13 protein-coding genes are annotated in these 15960 nt (G+C 43.1%); 5 read left to right on the plus strand and 8 right to left on the minus strand.

Annotation, left to right across the window (positions count from 1 at the left end; translation table 11 throughout):
• Positions 1-32: 32 nt before the first annotated feature.
• On the minus strand, positions 33-908 hold the full coding sequence (locus tag NSS80_RS19180; RefSeq protein WP_041118294.1) for an aldose 1-epimerase family protein: 876 nt from the start codon (positions 906-908) through the stop codon (positions 33-35).
• A gap of 226 nt (positions 909-1134) precedes the next feature.
• Here NSS80_RS19180 and NSS80_RS19185 point away from each other — a divergent pair, with 226 nt between their 5' ends.
• Positions 1135-2958: an acyltransferase family protein gene (locus NSS80_RS19185; protein WP_041118470.1), complete on the plus strand. Its 1824-nt coding sequence runs from the start codon at positions 1135-1137 to the stop codon at positions 2956-2958.
• Between the two features lie 27 nt (positions 2959-2985).
• On the opposite strand, the gene NSS80_RS19190 is transcribed toward NSS80_RS19185, so the two are convergent.
• Together NSS80_RS19190 and NSS80_RS19195 are read right to left on the minus strand one after the other, a co-directional pair.
• Positions 2986-4083: a saccharopine dehydrogenase NADP-binding domain-containing protein gene (locus NSS80_RS19190; protein ID WP_317221741.1), complete on the minus strand. Its 1098-nt coding sequence runs from the start codon at positions 4081-4083 to the stop codon at positions 2986-2988.
• Complete coding sequence (locus NSS80_RS19195; protein WP_041118299.1) at positions 4080-4787, minus strand: class I SAM-dependent methyltransferase; 708 nt, start codon at positions 4785-4787, stop codon at positions 4080-4082. Before NSS80_RS19195 ends, NSS80_RS19190 begins: the two co-directional genes overlap by 4 nt.
• A 129-nt stretch (positions 4788-4916) precedes the next feature.
• Here NSS80_RS19195 and NSS80_RS19200 point away from each other — a divergent pair, with 129 nt between their 5' ends.
• Positions 4917-5924, plus strand: a complete 1008-nt coding sequence (locus NSS80_RS19200) for a helix-turn-helix transcriptional regulator (RefSeq protein ID WP_041118301.1) — start codon at positions 4917-4919, stop codon at positions 5922-5924.
• Between the two features lie 35 nt (positions 5925-5959).
• Here the strand turns inward: NSS80_RS19200 and yidA are convergent, their stop codons facing one another.
• Positions 5960-6772 carry a sugar-phosphatase gene (yidA, locus tag NSS80_RS19205; RefSeq protein ID WP_252049939.1) on the minus strand — a complete coding sequence of 271 codons (813 nt, stop codon included), beginning with the start codon at positions 6770-6772 and terminating at the stop codon, positions 5960-5962.
• A 301-nt stretch (positions 6773-7073) separates the two neighbouring features.
• Between yidA and NSS80_RS19210 the strand changes: the two genes are divergently transcribed.
• A complete protein-coding gene (locus tag NSS80_RS19210; RefSeq protein ID WP_024423948.1) occupies positions 7074-7433 on the plus strand; it encodes a MerR family transcriptional regulator in 360 nt (119 codons plus the stop codon).
• Between the two features lie 128 nt (positions 7434-7561).
• Positions 7562-8545 (plus strand): Gfo/Idh/MocA family oxidoreductase, encoded by a 984-nt coding sequence (locus tag NSS80_RS19215; RefSeq protein WP_024427559.1) that lies wholly within the window; start codon positions 7562-7564, stop codon positions 8543-8545.
• 40 nt (positions 8546-8585) lie between these two features.
• Here NSS80_RS19215 and NSS80_RS19220 read toward each other — a convergent pair whose 3' ends face one another.
• On the minus strand, positions 8586-10100 hold the full coding sequence (locus NSS80_RS19220) for a PAS domain-containing protein (RefSeq protein ID WP_317221740.1): 1515 nt from the start codon (positions 10098-10100) through the stop codon (positions 8586-8588).
• Between the two features lie 314 nt (positions 10101-10414).
• Here NSS80_RS19220 and NSS80_RS19225 point away from each other — a divergent pair, with 314 nt between their 5' ends.
• Entirely contained in the window at positions 10415-11752 is a 1338-nt protein-coding gene (locus NSS80_RS19225; protein ID WP_041118308.1) for an amino acid permease, read from the plus strand.
• A 31-nt stretch (positions 11753-11783) separates the two neighbouring features.
• Here NSS80_RS19225 and NSS80_RS19230 read toward each other — a convergent pair whose 3' ends face one another.
• The 3 genes from NSS80_RS19230 to gntK all read right to left on the minus strand — a co-directional run bounded on the left by NSS80_RS19230 (position 11784) and on the right by gntK (position 15880).
• Positions 11784-12767 carry a hypothetical protein gene (locus NSS80_RS19230; protein WP_241770709.1) on the minus strand — a complete coding sequence of 328 codons (984 nt, stop codon included), beginning with the start codon at positions 12765-12767 and terminating at the stop codon, positions 11784-11786.
• Positions 12768-12982: 215 nt separating this feature from the next.
• Positions 12983-14311 carry a GntP family permease gene (locus NSS80_RS19235; RefSeq protein ID WP_034281397.1) on the minus strand — a complete coding sequence of 443 codons (1329 nt, stop codon included), beginning with the start codon at positions 14309-14311 and terminating at the stop codon, positions 12983-12985.
• 24 nt (positions 14312-14335) lie between these two features.
• On the minus strand, positions 14336-15880 hold the full coding sequence (gntK, locus tag NSS80_RS19240; protein ID WP_041118312.1) for a gluconokinase: 1545 nt from the start codon (positions 15878-15880) through the stop codon (positions 14336-14338).
• Between the last annotated feature and the right edge of the window lie 80 nt (positions 15881-15960).

A 15960-nucleotide genomic window follows, 5' to 3' on the forward strand; every position in this document is an offset into this window, starting at 1 on the left:
AACAAATTGTTCACCTCAGCATGCACAAATGTTCATTTGAAGAAAATTGTATAAGCGGCATGAAAGGTCTCATTCTTTTCTAATGTTTGAATCCCAAACTTCTCTTTATACTGTCCATTCGTCCCTTCCCTATCGGCGATGCCATACCACGGCTCAATACAAACAAAAGGAGCCATCGTTCCTTTTTCTTGATCATAAGGCGACCAAATGCCAACGAAAGGAAAGCCTGTGAGATCGACCTCAACTCCGTGACCTGCACCTGAAGTCAATGACACTCGATTGATATGGCTAAAGATCATCGCATCAAGCTGAAAAAGCTCCGGTCGAAGCTGGATCGACTCAAGTTCAATACCTTTTTCTTTCTCTCTGACAAGTGAATTCCGCAGTTCATATTGCACAGGGAGATGCTCAGTGGAAGGTGTCAATGTGAGTGAATAATCTGCTGTTTGCTCGCCTTCAAGAAGAGGAATACGAAATGCTGGGTGCCCTCCAATGGAGAAATACATCGTATCCTCTCCGTCATGATCAATTTCCCAGGAAATCTTCAGTCCATTTTCCAATAGTTCATAACGAATTCGCGCTGTAAATTCATACGGGTATTGCTTCACATGCCGGCCTCTTGATTCATATTGAAAGGTCACCGTATGCTTCGTTTCTTCATATAAATCAAAATTGACATCACGTAAAAAACCATGCTGCGTGAGCTCAAAGGTTTGCTCGTCAATCTTGTATTGGTCATTCATTAATCGCCCAACAATCGGAAATAAGACAGGCGACACCCTGCCCCAATAAGCTGGATCACCAGACCACATATAGTGACGCCCGCTTTCCTTGTCAAGCACCTCCCTGACCTCCGCTCCCTTTTCATGAATCTGAACCAATAACTGATCATTTTCGATCGTTCTCATTCAACACATCCCCTTTCCTTCTTCATTTATTATGACAGGGATTTTGGTTTTGAGTATCAAATTCGACATTTCTTAACCCATCAATTAAAAAAATTTTAAAAAAGACAGAAATTCGCCAACAAAATGTAATGCTGATTCGTCTAATCTTATATAAAATAAAAGAATCGTTGCTCTTTTGAATGAACAACAAAAAGAAGCGTTTGACATTGATGGGGGATTCATTTTCATGAACAGCAAGGAAAATCGTTTTCGTTATATTTTAGGATTAGATGGACTAAGAGCCGTTGCTGTATTGGCAGTCATTGCTTATCACTTACATATCGGACCCGCAAGCGGCGGGTTTCTTGGCGTTGATTTATTTTTTGTCATTTCTGGTTACTTGATTACAACGATCTTGTTACATAAGCAGGAATTAGGCTATCAAGAGCTTTTGCCATTTTGGATGGGACGGATCAGGAGGCTTCTTCCAGCCGCTTACGTCATGATTTTTATAACCGTCAGCTGGTGCGCGATTGCTGGATCAAATGCATTATTGTCCATTCGTGGCGATGCCATATCGTCCTTTTTTTATGTCAGTAACTGGTGGTACATTTTTCACCAGCTTTCATATTTTGATAGCTTCAATGCCCTATCTCCACTGAAAAATTTGTGGTCTCTGGCAATAGAAGAGCAATTTTATATCATTTGGCCGGTACTGTTGATTGCAGGGCTGAAATGGGTAAAAAACAGATCCCATCTTCCTATGATCACCTTTGGACTTGCACTTGTCTCTGCCTTATGGATGGCGATTCTTTATTCACCAGATACCGATCCAAGCAGGGTTTATTATGGAACAGATACTCGTGCATTTGCGCTCCTGATTGGATGCAGCCTGGCATTTGTGTGGCCTATGCAAAGACTATCCAGCAAAAGATTACTTCCTGTTGGCAGACGTATTTTACATATTGCCGGTTTCGGTTCGTTTGCGATTTTCCTTTTTTGTGTTTATGCAGTGGACGATTTCGATGCCTTTCTCTATCAGGGCGGCATGCTTTTATTCTGTCTGAATGCGGCCATCTTAATTGGGTGCGTCTGCCACCCTGCAAGTCTTATAGGGAAATGGCTGTCCTTTCAGCCGCTCGTCTGGCTTGGTAAGCGGTCTTATGGTATTTATCTGTGGCATTATCCCATTATCGTACTGACCACACCGGTCATTGAAATTGGACAGCCTTCCATAGCGCGTGTCACATTGCAGCTCATCGCTATTTTACTAGTTGCTGAGGCTTCCTATCGCTTCATCGAACAGCCGATCCGCCAGCATGGCTTCAGACAATATTTTTCCTCTTGGTCTATTTGGAAAAAAGGAATCAAACAGTGGTCTACATCTAATAAGGTGTTCCTTGGGATCACCGCAGCTCTTTTGATCTTATTTATCATTGGCATGTCTAACTCGTCCACTTCCTCCCCACATGTGAAGGAAGTGACGCAAATTAAGACAGCACCGAAAAAAACAGCCGAACCATCGGAATCAAAAGCGAAGAAAAAGAAAGAAAAGCACGAGAAAAAAGCAGCTGATCAAAAACAATTTCACCAAGTTCTTGCCATTGGTGATTCTGTCATGCTAGACATTGCGCCGAATCTCGAAAAAGCATATAAACAAATCACCATCGATGGGAAAGTTGGCAGACAAATGAACGAAGCCGTCAGCATTGCCCCTCAATACAAATCATTTAATCAATCTGATGCCGCTGTTATCATTGAACTCGGCACAAATGGTTATTTTACTGAGGACACGCTGAAAGCATTCATTCAAAACTTTTCTAAGGCACATATTTTCCTAGTGAATACGAGGGTTCCAAGGTCATGGGAAAATGATGTGAATGCGGTCATTCAGCGAGTGGCTGATCAAGATCAAAATGTCACCTTGGTCGATTGGCATTCAGCCGCTACTGGACAGCCATCCTATTTTCAGTCCGATGGTGTCCACCTTTCAAAAAAAGGTTCTGACACACTGACACAGCTCATCACAGCAAGCATTAAGAAAAAAGGGGATGTGTCAACGTCATCATAAAAAGACTAGCAGAATGCTAGTCTTTTTTTATGCCGTCAAAAGGCTGGCCCTTATCGCTAATGTCTGCTCTTCCCTTGTTTTTTGATCCACCAAAGCAAAATGCCCGTTCTCATATGCTAGTGAAAATAATTCTTCAATATGAAAAATCCCTGGCTGAAACCGCCTGTTCAATAAATGCAGGGCCGCAGCACAGGCGACTTGAGCTGTTGCTTGAGACTCGTCGTGTCCTTTTATTCCAAGCGCGGCATGATGAACCTTTTTCCCATCCGTCCCTGCCGCTTCCACTTTGACCGCATATTGATCTGTTCCCACTTGAGAAGATTGTATCATTGAAATGGCTCGATCCTTCATTTTCGGTAATGTAAGGAACGACGTCAGTCCAAGGCTCCTTGTAAAGGCCAATGCACCCGTCGCTAGACGTGAATCAAAACAAAGCCTTGTCGTCACAGATGGCACATGAATTGTGGAAGGCAATGTCTGTTGATCAGAGAAGGGGAATCGATAGGCATACCGCTTTCCAAGCTGTCCACCAAAGTTGACCGGTCTGCCTCCAGTAAAGCTTTTCACTCTTTTCTGCTGATCATGTTCAGTGAGTTCATATTCAGTATGGACATGATCAATCGTCCATTCAATCGCGGCTTTTCCATGCTGATCCCCCAATCCAAGCATAATCCCAATATCTATTTGATCCACTGATGAAAGCATAGAAGCCGCTTTCGCAGCTAATAAATTTGTAAGACCGGGCGCGAGGCCTACACTGAGCAAAGCCGTTGCACTGATTTGCTGCTGATCCAGCTGTGCCATTTGCTCCATATACGCCCCTTTTGCAGAAATATCGATATAATCAATGCCTGCCCGCAGAACGGTTTCAGCAAATGACGTGTCTTCTTGATCGAGACACATGATCACCAGCTTTGTTTCATTCATCCAGTCAGAATCTAATGGCTTTCTAACATCTAGTTTGTAAGGACGGACTCTGCCTTTGGTCTGCTGTGAAAATTGTTCAGCCTTCTCATAGCTTCTCCCCGCCGCAACAATTTGCCCTTTATACACTTCACTTAACTGTAGACATATTTGCTGTCCGACATGTCCATAGCCGCCAATTACCATTACCTGTGATCTCATCTCTCATCCGCCTTTCTACGACCTCGCTTGCAAACAAGCCCTTTGATCATTCCTGCCTGAAAATAAGGTCTGATGTCTCGAAACCCCGCCTCAATTAAATGTCCCCTCATTTCCTCCTCAGGCACAGGATATGTTGCACGTCCCAGTCTGTCATGAAAGGACGAAAACACTTCTTTTCCTAGACCTTGCCGCTTCATGAAAAGAGACAGCATATGAAGCTCTTGCTGAAATGCGCTGGAATTCATCTCTCCTTGTATAAATGCGAGTACAAACGGGGCCCCTGGTTGAAGCCTTTGTGCAATCTCCTGTAAAAATGGCAGCCGATTTTCTACAAAATGAATCACGAGCAGGCTCACTGCGGCATCGTAAACAGCTTCAGCAGACACCTTGTTTAATGCGGTCTCATACCATGTGACACGCGCCTCCATATGGAGCTTTGAAACCCGCTGTTTCGCCATATCCAGCATAGATGCAGACGGATCGACTCCTGTGATGAGCCAGTCTTCTTTTCTCTGAAGCATGTTGATGATCTCTTCGCCCCCACCCGCTCCGACAGTTAGAATACGAGAGGCCGCTCCCTTTATTTCAGTTTCTAATACATCTACTGTTAACTCATGCAAAAGGTGATAGCCGGGTACTTTATGTGAAATCGTTGCTGCGTATAATTCAGCAACAGGGTCGTGCCAATGCTGGTTTCCTTTCATATGATTCTCCTCCAGTTCCTTTCCGCTTTCCATTGTTTCCTGTACACTAACGATATGACACCTTTATTGTAAAAAGAGGCACCAGAAAAAACGATCCCTAAAAGTGGGGGTTTTTGAGGAGGAGATCCTGTGGTCAATCCAGCCACTCATTTTCAGCAGCTAAGGCAGCACATTCGGGACGAGCTTGCTGCTGTCATTGATTTTGATGCCGCCTGTATCACAACCATCGATCCAGCCACTCTCCTCTCGACAGGTTCCTACACTGATGAACCGATTGAAGAAATTCATGACCAGCTCTTTCAAAATGAATTTTTAAAAAAGGACGTGCATCAGCATGAGTTTCTAGCCAAAGGCCCTATTCATGCTGCGAGTCTCGTCCAAAGCGGAGAATATCTGAGCAGCGAGCGCTATCTGCATATTTTAATACCTAACGGTTGGTCTGATGAATTGCGGGCAGCCCTTGTGATCCAAGGAGAATGCTGGGGTATCGCCAGCCTTTATCGTCAACAGGGCAAGGAACCTTTTCAGAAGCGAGATATACAAGCAGTCATCGATCTAACACCGTCACTTGCAGCCAAGCTGAGAGATGAGATTTTCAAAAAAAGGGACACTGAAGATGATGATGCGGCGGAGCAGCAAGGATTTCTCATTCTTACAACTCATTACAAGCTTCTTTATGGAAATGAGACAGGGCTCCATTGGCTTCATACATTTCAAGTCTTTGAGCAAATCCATGACCAAGCCGTCATGCCCCGGCCGTTCAGAGCATTAGGCGCTAAACTTTTATACGGCGGTACCGATCAAACAGCAGCAAGCATCACAAGAATGCCTATGGGGGTCTTTCTTTCCCTTCAAGCCTTTCGATTGGCGCAGGCTGACAGGCAGGAGAAGGCTGTCATGATTCACATCAAACGAGCCCAAACAAATGATATTCTTCCTTATGCAGCGAAAACGTACAGGCTGACAGAAAGAGAGATGAACGTCCTCGACTGCTTATTAAAGGGCCAGTCGACAAAGGAAATTGCGAGTACGTTATATATTTCACCCCATACCGTTCATGATCATGTGAAAGCGATGCTGCAAAAGACGAATTTAAGCAGCAGACGTATGCTTGTTTACTTTTTCTCCAATATATAAAAAAGCGGCTACCGCACTGGCAGACCGCTCTTTTCTTATTTTCCTAAAACCAGCTCATGCAGGACATGTGCTACTCCGGCTTCATTATTAGATTTTGTTACAACATCTGCTACGGCTTTGACATCATCAATGGCATTTCCCATAGCGACGCCGCAGCCCGCAAACTCTAGCATTGAGACGTCGTTCCCGTTATCACCAATAGCCATGACTTCTTCACGAGGAATTCCCAGCTCCTTCGCTAGAAGCTTCACGGCATTTCCCTTACTCACATCAGGATGCAGGATTTCAAGGAAGAAATCTGTACTTTTCACCATCATATACTTTTCCTTCACTTCAGATGGGATGGCTTGTATCGTTTTTTCCAAACGTTCTGGCTGATCAATATACATCATCTTCGGAAGCCTCATAGATGAATCTGCCTCTTCGACAGGTAAATACTTAAGCGGCAGTTTTGTTAAATAGGATTCAAGCACTGTGTATTCACTAATATCGCGATTCGGTGTGTATAAATTGGCTGAATCGAAATAATGCATCGGCGTGTCCAGCTGACGGCTCAATTCATATAATGAAGTTAAGTCATCATAGGATAATGTCAGCTCTGACACCACTTCATTTGTATGGCTGTTTTGAACAAGCGCTCCATTATAGGCGATCACATAATCTCCCTCTTGATCAAGCTGAAGATCAGCTAAATAGCGATTTACCCCGCCAATTGGCCGGCCTGTACATAAAACAATTTTAATTCCTTCTGCCTTAGCCTGTTGAATGGCTTCAAACACTTCATCCGGCACCATATGTTGATCATTTAATAACGTACCATCCATATCAATTGCGACTAATTTATACATTCACTGGTCCCCTTTTCTCAGCAAAAACGTGCTGTCACTATTTTGAGCCACCATGACGATGATGACAGGTTATTTCATTACTATTTACCTATTTTAGCCTATCGTTTTTTCTTCACGCTGTCTACTTGTTCTTATCTGTAACAAATATCACAAGAGTCTACTCTATTATAACGCATTCTATTCATCGTGCTGATTACCCATTTGAAACAAGTAATACAGAACAATTGTCCACCACTATAGAATGTTTTGAAACGAGCAAATCTAATTGTATGATGAATAGCAAAGAAAGGAGGTGCAGGGAATGATTACGTTTACGAGAGGTAAATTGTCAAAAATGTCTGGAGTACATATTGAAACCATTCGTTTTTACGAAAATGAAGGGGTGCTCCCAGAGCCCAAAAGAGCGCATAACGGCTATCGTCTATATGATAAAAAATATGTACTTATGCTGTCATTTATCACCGAAGCGAGAAAGCTAGATTTCTCACTTAAAGAAATTCGTGAAATTATCAAATCACTTTTCGAAAAAAAGTCAAAAACAGAAGCTGAACAGCTGCTCGAGCAAAAAGTCGAAGATATCCAGCACTCTATTCAAGAGTTAAAAAAAAGGAAGGCAGCTATTCAATTGTTAACAAAGCAAACATTAGCAAATATCAGCTGATTGTAAGGGCTGCCAAAGTGTGCCGGTGTTGATCACTGGCACACCTTTGCTCAGGTATCTCAGTACACGTTCAATGAAAACATCGGTTATACTAGAGTCAGCTTAAACGAGTGGAAGGGGTTTTGAGAATGAACATCGCAACCATCGGAACAGGTATCATTGTGGAAGGCTTCCTGCAAGCGATTGAACAGCTCGACGGTGCTTCTTGTCACGCTGTCTATTCAAGAAAGGAAGCAACGGCAAAGAAGCTCGCAGACAAATTTGGGGTGCAGACAACTTATACGGATCTAACTGCTATGCTAGAAGATCCTCACGTAGAAGCCGTTTACATCGCATCACCGAATCGTTTACATAGCGAGCATGCAACCGCTGCATTGAAACACGGAAAACATGTGATATGCGAAAAGCCTTTCACCTCTAATGTGAAAGAGCTGGAAGCCTTAATCGCTCTCGCAAAGGAAAAGCAGCTTCTCCTATTTGAAGCCATTACGACCGTTCATATGCCAAACTATCATTTGATCAAAAAGCACCTTCATCAATTAGGTAAAATCAAACTGGTTCAATGCAACTATAGTCAATATTCAAGCAAATATAATCAGCTGCTAGCCGGCGAAACGCCAAATGTCTTTAACCCTGCGTTCTCTGGAGGAGCGCTGATGGATATTAACATCTATAATGTCCATTTCATCATGAACCTCTTTGGATCACCAGAGCAAGTCCGATATCAGGCAAACCGCCATCCAAACGGTATAGACACATCTGGTGTTTTGACGTTCACTTACAATGATTTTATTGCGACAAGTGTCGGCAGTAAGGATACAAGCAGCATGAACTTTGCATTGATTCAAGGAGAAAAAGGCTTCATTCATGTGAAAAATGGGGCGAATGGCTGCGAGGAAGTGCTGCTGCATGTTGATGACAGGGTCATCTCACTCAATGCACAAACGAACCCAAATCGGCTGTTTTATGAAGCAGAAGCTTTCCAGCAGATCATTGAAACAAAAAATCATGAACAGTGCTATGCATGGCTTGATGAAAGTCTCTCCGTGATGAAAGTTCTTGATGCCGCAAGAAAAGATGCAGGTATTGTTTTCCCAGCAGATCAAATTTAATGAAAAAAACCGCCTTCTATGAGAGGGCGGTTTTTGACGATTAAATACTCTTTGAATACGCCACAAGACGCTGAGACATGTGATTCACTTCATCGACTGCAGCATTCACCTGCTCTGTTAAAGCAGCCTGAGTTTGCGTAAGAGCTGTCATATTCGAGATATTTTCAAGAATTTCATCAATTTGTGTTTTCATATCTGTTAAACTAGATTCGATATTTTCCGTTGCATTGGCACTATGCAGCGCAAGTTTTCGTACTTCATCTGCAACGACAGAGAATCCGCGGCCCTGTTCACCAGCTCTAGCTGCTTCAATCGCAGCATTTAGACCAAGCAGGTTCGTTTGGTTCGCCACTTCTTTGATTAAGTCAGAAATATTTTTCGTCTCATCTGCACTATTTTTTGCTAAGTGGGCGGCAGACGTTGACTGCTCTTGAGCAACAGCAAGCTCCTGTGCTTGATTGGTCACAGAGCTAATGCCCGATACCATCTCGCTAATAGAACTTGAAAGCTGTTCTACTTGTGACGCCATTTCATTCGCTGTTTTCTCTTTGTTTTTTTCTAACGTGATATCACGAATGGTTCCTGCCAAACGAAGAGGCACACCTTTTTCATCACGAATGGTTTCACCACCTGCATGATACCAGCGGTACTCACCATTTTTACTTTGTAATCTGTAATCAATGTCGAATGGTGTGCGGCCAGAGTGATCATTTAAATGATCTTCAAAGGCTTGAAGAGCCATTTCTTGATCTTCAGGATGCAGACGGTCGCTCCAGCTGCTTAACACGTTCGGGAAATCTTTTTCGTCTGTAAAACCAAGCGTTTTTCTGAACTGCGGAGACCACCAAAATTCGTTATTTGGATTGACTGGATCACCGGCCTCTACCACCATGTCCCAAGGAGCTTCGACAAGCGCACGGTTGATTAAGTCATATCTTGTGACGAATGCTTGCAGCTCTTCTTCTTTCAATTTCTGATCATGGATATCAAAAAGAGCTCCCGCCACACGAAGAGGGACACCATTTCGATCACGAACGGTCGTTCCAGTTGCTTTGAACCAGCGATAATCTCCATTTTTTAACTTTAAGCGATATTCGATATCATATGGCGTACGCCCTGAATGATCCAATAAATGCGAAGAAAATGCATCTAATGTATATTCTTGTTCATCCGGATGTATTCGAGATGCCCAGCTGTCTAATAGATTTGGAAAATCGTGCTCATTTTGAAAGCCGAGCATTCTGCGGAATTCATCCGTCCATGTGAATTCATTTTTTGGATTGACCGGGTCTCCAGCGATGACGACCATATCCCATAAGCCAACTTGAATGGCTTTTGTCACTAATTCCACCCGCATTTGAATATTTTCATGTGCTTCCTGCATCTTTTGCAGCGCTTCATTCATTTGTGCCACTGCTTCTATTGTTTGGCTAGAAGAAAATGCAGCAGTATCTAATCTTGCTGAAAGGTCTCCCTTTTCGATTCGTTCTATTAATTGGCTGCTTTCACTCAGAAGGATTCCAGCCGATGAATCATTTGCTTTTTTCATAAACATCTTTCATAACTCCTTTCAACTCTTACATTTTTGAAATATTTTACAGTTATAAACAATTCTTTATTAGGACTTTAGTAATACAAAAGATATATCGACAAAAACTGAAAATTGTTTATGTCATAAATAAGGCAAATGTTCATTTATTTGAAGTTTCATTTTTAGAATATGGATGAAATAAGGGGATTATGGATATAAGTATATGTTTTGATAGAATCAACCACTATTTTTGTCTGAAAAATCTCTTTTTTTATATTGACACTGACGTCTTGAAAAAAGAAAATGGAACATAAGCATTTTTAAAAAAGGAGAACGTCATGAGCGCGAATCAGGAGCAACAAGAATTAAAAAAGCTTTTATCACCGCGTCACATTCGCATGATTGCGATGGGCGGGGTCATTGGTACAGGAATCTTTAAAGGAAGTGCCGATACAATTGGTTTAGCAGGCCCTGGGGTCATTTTTTCCTATGTATTTGCTGGATTGCTGCTCCTCATTGTGATGGCAGCATTAGCCGAAATGGCCATTGTGTATCCGGGAAATAATCTTCGCGACCTTATACAAATTGCGCTTGGTCAACGTTTTTCATTTGTCGTCGGCTGGGTTTACTGTTTTATGTGGCTCACTGTATGTGTCATTGAGATTATTGCAGCTGGCAGTCTGCTTCAATACTGGCTGCCGAACGTGCCGCTATGGTCACTATGTTTACTTTGTTCACTCTTAGTCATCGGAATTAACTTAAATAATGTAAAATACTTTGGTGAAATTGAGTTTTGGTTCGCTGGAATGAAGATTTTCGTTATTATTGTCTTTATTATTCTTGGTGCAGCATTATTATTTGGGATCATTCCAAACGAACAAAGCACACCAGCCTTTACCAACTATCAAAACTTCGTCCCGAACGGATGGGGTGCGATCTTTGCATCACTTTTAGTGGTTATTTTCTCTTATGGAGGCTCTGAATTGATCGGGCTGACCATTACTGAAACAAAGGATGCGGAGAAGGTCCTGCCTGGAGTAGTCAAAAGTATGATGTGGCGGATTATCTTATTTTACACATTGCCGATTTTGATCATCTGCGGCCTTATTCCTTGGAATCAAATTGACCCAAATAACAGTCCTTTTGTCCAAGTCTTTTCTGCTGCTGGTATGCAAGGCGCCTCTCACTTCATTAATTTCGTCTTGATTACAGCCGTTCTATCTGCGGCTAATTCCGGAATTTATGGAACGACGAGAATGATTCATTCACTGGCTAAATCAGACGGCGGTCCGAAAAAACTGGCACGGGTCAACAAAAGAGGCGTACCCATTTTAAGTTTATGGGTTACCGTTCTATTTCTTCTTATCGGAACATTTTTTGCTTACTTATATCCGGACCAAATTTTCAGCTATATGCTGGCTATTCCTGGTTTTGCTGTTTCACTCATTTGGATCAGCATTTGTCTGGCACATCTGAAACTGCGTCCAAAATATCCACAGGAGCCGTATTTCAAGGTGTGGCTGTTTCCGTATCTAACTTTATTTGCAGGTCTTGTACTCAGTTTGAGCTTTGTTTTGTTCCTATTCAGACAAGAAAACCTGCCTAGCTCCATTATCAGCATTGGTTTCTTAGTCGCTGCCATCATCGCTTCATTCTTAATGAAAAAGAAGGCTTAAACGCCAAAACCCGCCGAATTGGCGGGTTTTTTTATGAGCTGCTATCTTCTGTTACCTCAAAATCAATCGACGCTTTTGGAATGCCGTTGATGATAATCGTTAAAGTATGGGTTCCCTCATAGTGTTTTCTCGTCGTCATATTTTGAAAGGACTGAGACCTGATAAATTCTCTATGTAACGCTGAACTTGTTTCAAACTCTGTGATTTTAAATACCTTTTGATTGCGGGTACCCCGAGCTTTGACATAGTCTATGGCATACTCTACACGCAGCTTTAGTGGCTTAGCGGCCTGAAGTGTAAATTGAAAGGTCATTTTCTCTCCAATACGAATAGGGTCCTGCACTACCTTCAAATCTGTTACTTGAACAGATGGATCATCCCCATAGCCAAACAAAGCCATGATATCTGGATCGCCTTTTTTTAGTAAGGTACGAGATGCATGTTTGATGATCCAGTTCGTATGTTCATTCGTTCCATACCAGCTTTTAGCCGTTTTCTTCATCAAATCAGGCTGAATTGCAGAAATATCATTTAGGTGGTTCGCTACACTTTTTTGCACATAGCGCGCTGGGTCCGACTTCAAGTTTTCTAAAATAGGCAGCGTAACCGAAGGATTCTTTTTAAGCGCAGGAACAGTTAATCCCCATGGCAAACGTGGTCTGCATCCTTCACTAGCCAGCCGCCGAATATGCTCATTTTGATTCTGTGACCATACAAGCATTTGCGCCAGCATTTTGTCTTGATCCTGAATCAGAAAAGGCCGAACGGCAAATTCAGAAGTGGAAAAAGGCGTAAAGAATTCGAGCGCCTTGATCGAGATATCCCAATGTGCTAGGCCATATGTTTCGACGTAGTCTGGAAATACAAGCGCACTAAGTCCTGAAAAATGCGGGGCTGTCTGACGCAGCACTTCAATGGCCTGCTCATAATCCTTAGGCAGACAGGCATGCATCGATTCAGTGACTCTTCTCATTCTGCCTTTTAACTCAAGCTGCTGCCAATCCTTTTGAAACACAAGCCGCTGGAATTCTTCAGCATCAAACCCAGTCGACGCTTGTGCAAGTTTCTCCGCTATTTCTTCAATAAATAATTCATGATAAACGTGTTTTAATGGTTCGATCGTGTCCGCCTCCCGCTTCTCAATATCTTTATTTTACCCCAATCTGACAAAGGTGGTATTGCCAAAAGCAAAAACAGCCCAATTCCGAAGAATCAGGCTGTTGCGTTTCACTATATAAACATATTAATGATCATAATAAATGCAATGGCACTAACGGAAATGATCGTCTCCATAGCCGTCCATGTCAAAAACGTTTCTTTAATGGTCATACCAAAATACTCTTTGATCAGCCAAAAACCAGAGTCATTGACGTGAGACAAAATCAACGAACCTGCCCCTGTTGCTAACACTAGTAGCTCTCTGCTCACATCCGGCATAGTTGCAGCAATCGGTGCGACAATACCTGCTGCCGTCATCATGGAGACCGTAGCAGAACCTGTTGCCACACGAATAACCGCAGCAATCAGCCAGCTAAGCAAAATTGGCGAGATTGGCGAATGCTTGGCTAAATCCGCAATATATTCACCAACACCCGAATCGATGAGCACATTATTGAAAGCCCCGCCTGCTCCAATGACAAGCAAAATGGAAGCAATCGGTCCTAAACACTCATTACTAAAGGAAAGCACCCGGTCACGGCTCATTCCTTGCACAAAGCCAAGACTGAAGAAAGAATACACCGTTGCAATCAGCAGTGCTGTAATTGGATCTCCAATGTACTTAAATACCTGATACCAAATATTGTCCTCTGGTAAAATAATATCCGCCAGTGTGGCAAGAAGCATTAAAATCACTGGCACCAAAATCGTAAACATCGTATTTGCAAAGCCGGGAAGTTTTCGATCTTCATTGCGTTCAGTAAATTGCTTTCTCAGCAGCTCTGGAACTGGTTTATGAATCCGCTTTCCAATCCACTTTCCATACAGCGGCCCAGCAATAATAGCTGTCGGCAAACCGACAATAATGGAAAAGAAGATGGTTTTCCCCACGTTGGCATGATAGATGCCGACAGCTGCCATGGCAGCTGGATGAGGCGGCACAAGACCATGAACGACAGACAATCCAGCAATGAGCGAAATCCCAATTGTCACGAGCGAGATGCCCGTTTCAATCGCAATCGTAAACAATAAAGGAATGAGAAGAACGAATCCGACCTGGAAAAAGACAGGTATTCCCACAATAAAGGCAACAAACATCATCGCCCAATGCACATTTTTCGTCCCAAACCGGCCGATTAATGTGTGAGCAATCCGCTCAGCTCCACCTGATTCAGCCATCATTTTCCCGAGCATGGTTCCAAGCGCTAGAACTATGGCCAGCAATGATAACGTATTGCCTAACCCCGTTTTGATGGATTGAATGATTTCCTGCAGGTCCATCCCTGTGGCAAAGCCGACTAACATAGAGGTAATAATTAAACTCACAAACGGATTCAACTTAGCAACTGTTATGAGGATGAGTAAAAGGACAATTGCGGCAATCACGATGAATAAAAGCATGCTCTCCCACCTTTTCCCTGATGTTTAATGATTTTGTTTTAATTGAAGCGCACTAATGACATCAAATTCATCCTTGAGTTTGTCATAGAGACGCTCATATAAGTAAAACAGTTCTATGTATGTTTCATTGTTCTCCATATTGGGTTCATGACGGGCAGAGATTCGAATCCAATCTTGAACCTCTTCTATCTCTTCCATATAACCTAAACTATGAAGTGCGAGGACAGCCGCCCCAAGTGCTGATGCCTCGTAGCTTTCTGGAACAAGTACTTCCCTGCCCATCGTATCCGCTAAAATTTGCCGCCACAGCGGAGATCGCGCAAATCCGCCCGACGCCCTGACATCCTTTGCTGAACCGGTTAAATCCCTTAAGGCCACACCGATTGAGAAAACACTCATAATGACGCCTTCTAACACAGCTCTGATAAAATGCTCCCGCTTATGCTGAAGACCGATCCCAAAGAAAGTGCCTCTCGCATTTGGATTCCAATAAGGTGCTCGCTCACCTGTTAAAAATGGCAGAAACAGCAGCCCCTCTGAGCCGGCTGGAACTTTTTTCGCAATGTCAATCATCAGGTCGTAAGGGTCCACTCCAAGGCGCTTTGCTACCTCTACCTCCGAGGATCCAAATTCATCCTTCAGCCATCTCAGCATGATCCCGCCATTATTCGTCGGTCCTCCAACCACCCAATGCTTCTCAGTCAGCGCATAGCAGAACGTTCTTGATTGTTCATCTGTTATTGGTTTGTCCACGACCGTACGGACTGCACCGCTTGTCCCAATCGTGACAGCCACCTCACCTTTTCCAATCGCTCCCACACCTAAGTTCGCTAGAACCCCATCATTCGCACCAACAACAAATGGTGTATCTTCCGCAATGCCCATTCGCAGGGCGATCTCTGGCTGAAGCCCTCTCAGCTGATACGTCGTGGGAACAAGTTCAGACAATTGATCAGCCTCAATTCCAGCAATTCGCAGCGCCTGCTCATCCCATTGAAGCGTTTCCAAACGGAACAGGCCCGTTGCTGAAGCGATTGAATAATCGACGACATACTGACCGAAGAAATGATAAAGAATATATTCTTTGATGGAAATGAATTTCGCTGCCTTCTTGAAGACATCAGGTGCCATTTCCTTGATCCACCGTATTTTTGAAAGCGGTGACATTGGATGGATCGGCGTGCCGGTTCTTTTATACACTTGGAAGCCGTCCATGTCTGAAGTGATTCGCTTCGCTTGTTCTGCACTTCTGTTATCTGCCCAAATGATACTGTTCGTTAACGCCTTGCCATCCTTATCCATCACAATCAAGGAATGCATCGCTGTACTAATCCCGACGCCTATGAGATGTTTTGCATCAAATGCTGCTTTTGTCAACGCACCTCTTACACTTGCAATGACGGCTTCTAATATATGTTCAGGGTCCTGTTCAACCCATGCTGGCTGGGGCTGAATGAGATCATAAGGAACCGAATGCTTTGCTATCACTTTCCCCTGTGGTCCAAACAGAACCGCCTTTGTACTTGTTGTTCCAATATCCAAACCAATTACCGCCTGGTTTCCCTTCATCTGTATCACGCCCAATCATTGATTTGAAATCATATTTTATTGTTTTGATATACCTGTTAAATCCCATTATAGGAATAATT

This window comes from Bacillus sp. FSL M8-0350, from assembly GCF_038593345.1.
Classification (GTDB): domain Bacteria; phylum Bacillota; class Bacilli; order Bacillales; family Bacillaceae; genus Bacillus; species Bacillus safensis.

Excerpts from the sequence above, each read along its gene's own strand:
- NSS80_RS19190 (WP_317221741.1), bottom strand. The coding sequence starts at position 4,083 with ATGAGATCACAGGTAATGGTAATTGGCGGCTATGGACATGTCGGACAG.
- NSS80_RS19210 (WP_024423948.1), top strand. The coding sequence starts at position 7,074 with ATGATTACGTTTACGAGAGGTAAATTGTCAAAAATGTCTGGAGTACAT.
- yidA (WP_252049939.1), bottom strand. The coding sequence starts at position 6,772 with ATGTATAAATTAGTCGCAATTGATATGGATGGTACGTTATTAAATGAT.
- NSS80_RS19235 (WP_034281397.1), bottom strand. The coding sequence starts at position 14,311 with ATGCTTTTATTCATCGTGATTGCCGCAATTGTCCTTTTACTCATCCTC.
- NSS80_RS19180 (WP_041118294.1), bottom strand. The coding sequence starts at position 908 with ATGAGAACGATCGAAAATGATCAGTTATTGGTTCAGATTCATGAAAAG.
- NSS80_RS19220 (WP_317221740.1), bottom strand. The coding sequence starts at position 10,100 with ATGTTTATGAAAAAAGCAAATGATTCATCGGCTGGAATCCTTCTGAGT.
- gntK (WP_041118312.1), bottom strand. The coding sequence starts at position 15,880 with ATGAAGGGAAACCAGGCGGTAATTGGTTTGGATATTGGAACAACAAGT.
- NSS80_RS19225 (WP_041118308.1), top strand. The coding sequence starts at position 10,415 with ATGAGCGCGAATCAGGAGCAACAAGAATTAAAAAAGCTTTTATCACCG.
- NSS80_RS19215 (WP_024427559.1), top strand. The coding sequence starts at position 7,562 with ATGAACATCGCAACCATCGGAACAGGTATCATTGTGGAAGGCTTCCTG.
- NSS80_RS19185 (WP_041118470.1), top strand. The coding sequence starts at position 1,135 with ATGAACAGCAAGGAAAATCGTTTTCGTTATATTTTAGGATTAGATGGA.
- NSS80_RS19195 (WP_041118299.1), bottom strand. The coding sequence starts at position 4,787 with ATGAAAGGAAACCAGCATTGGCACGACCCTGTTGCTGAATTATACGCA.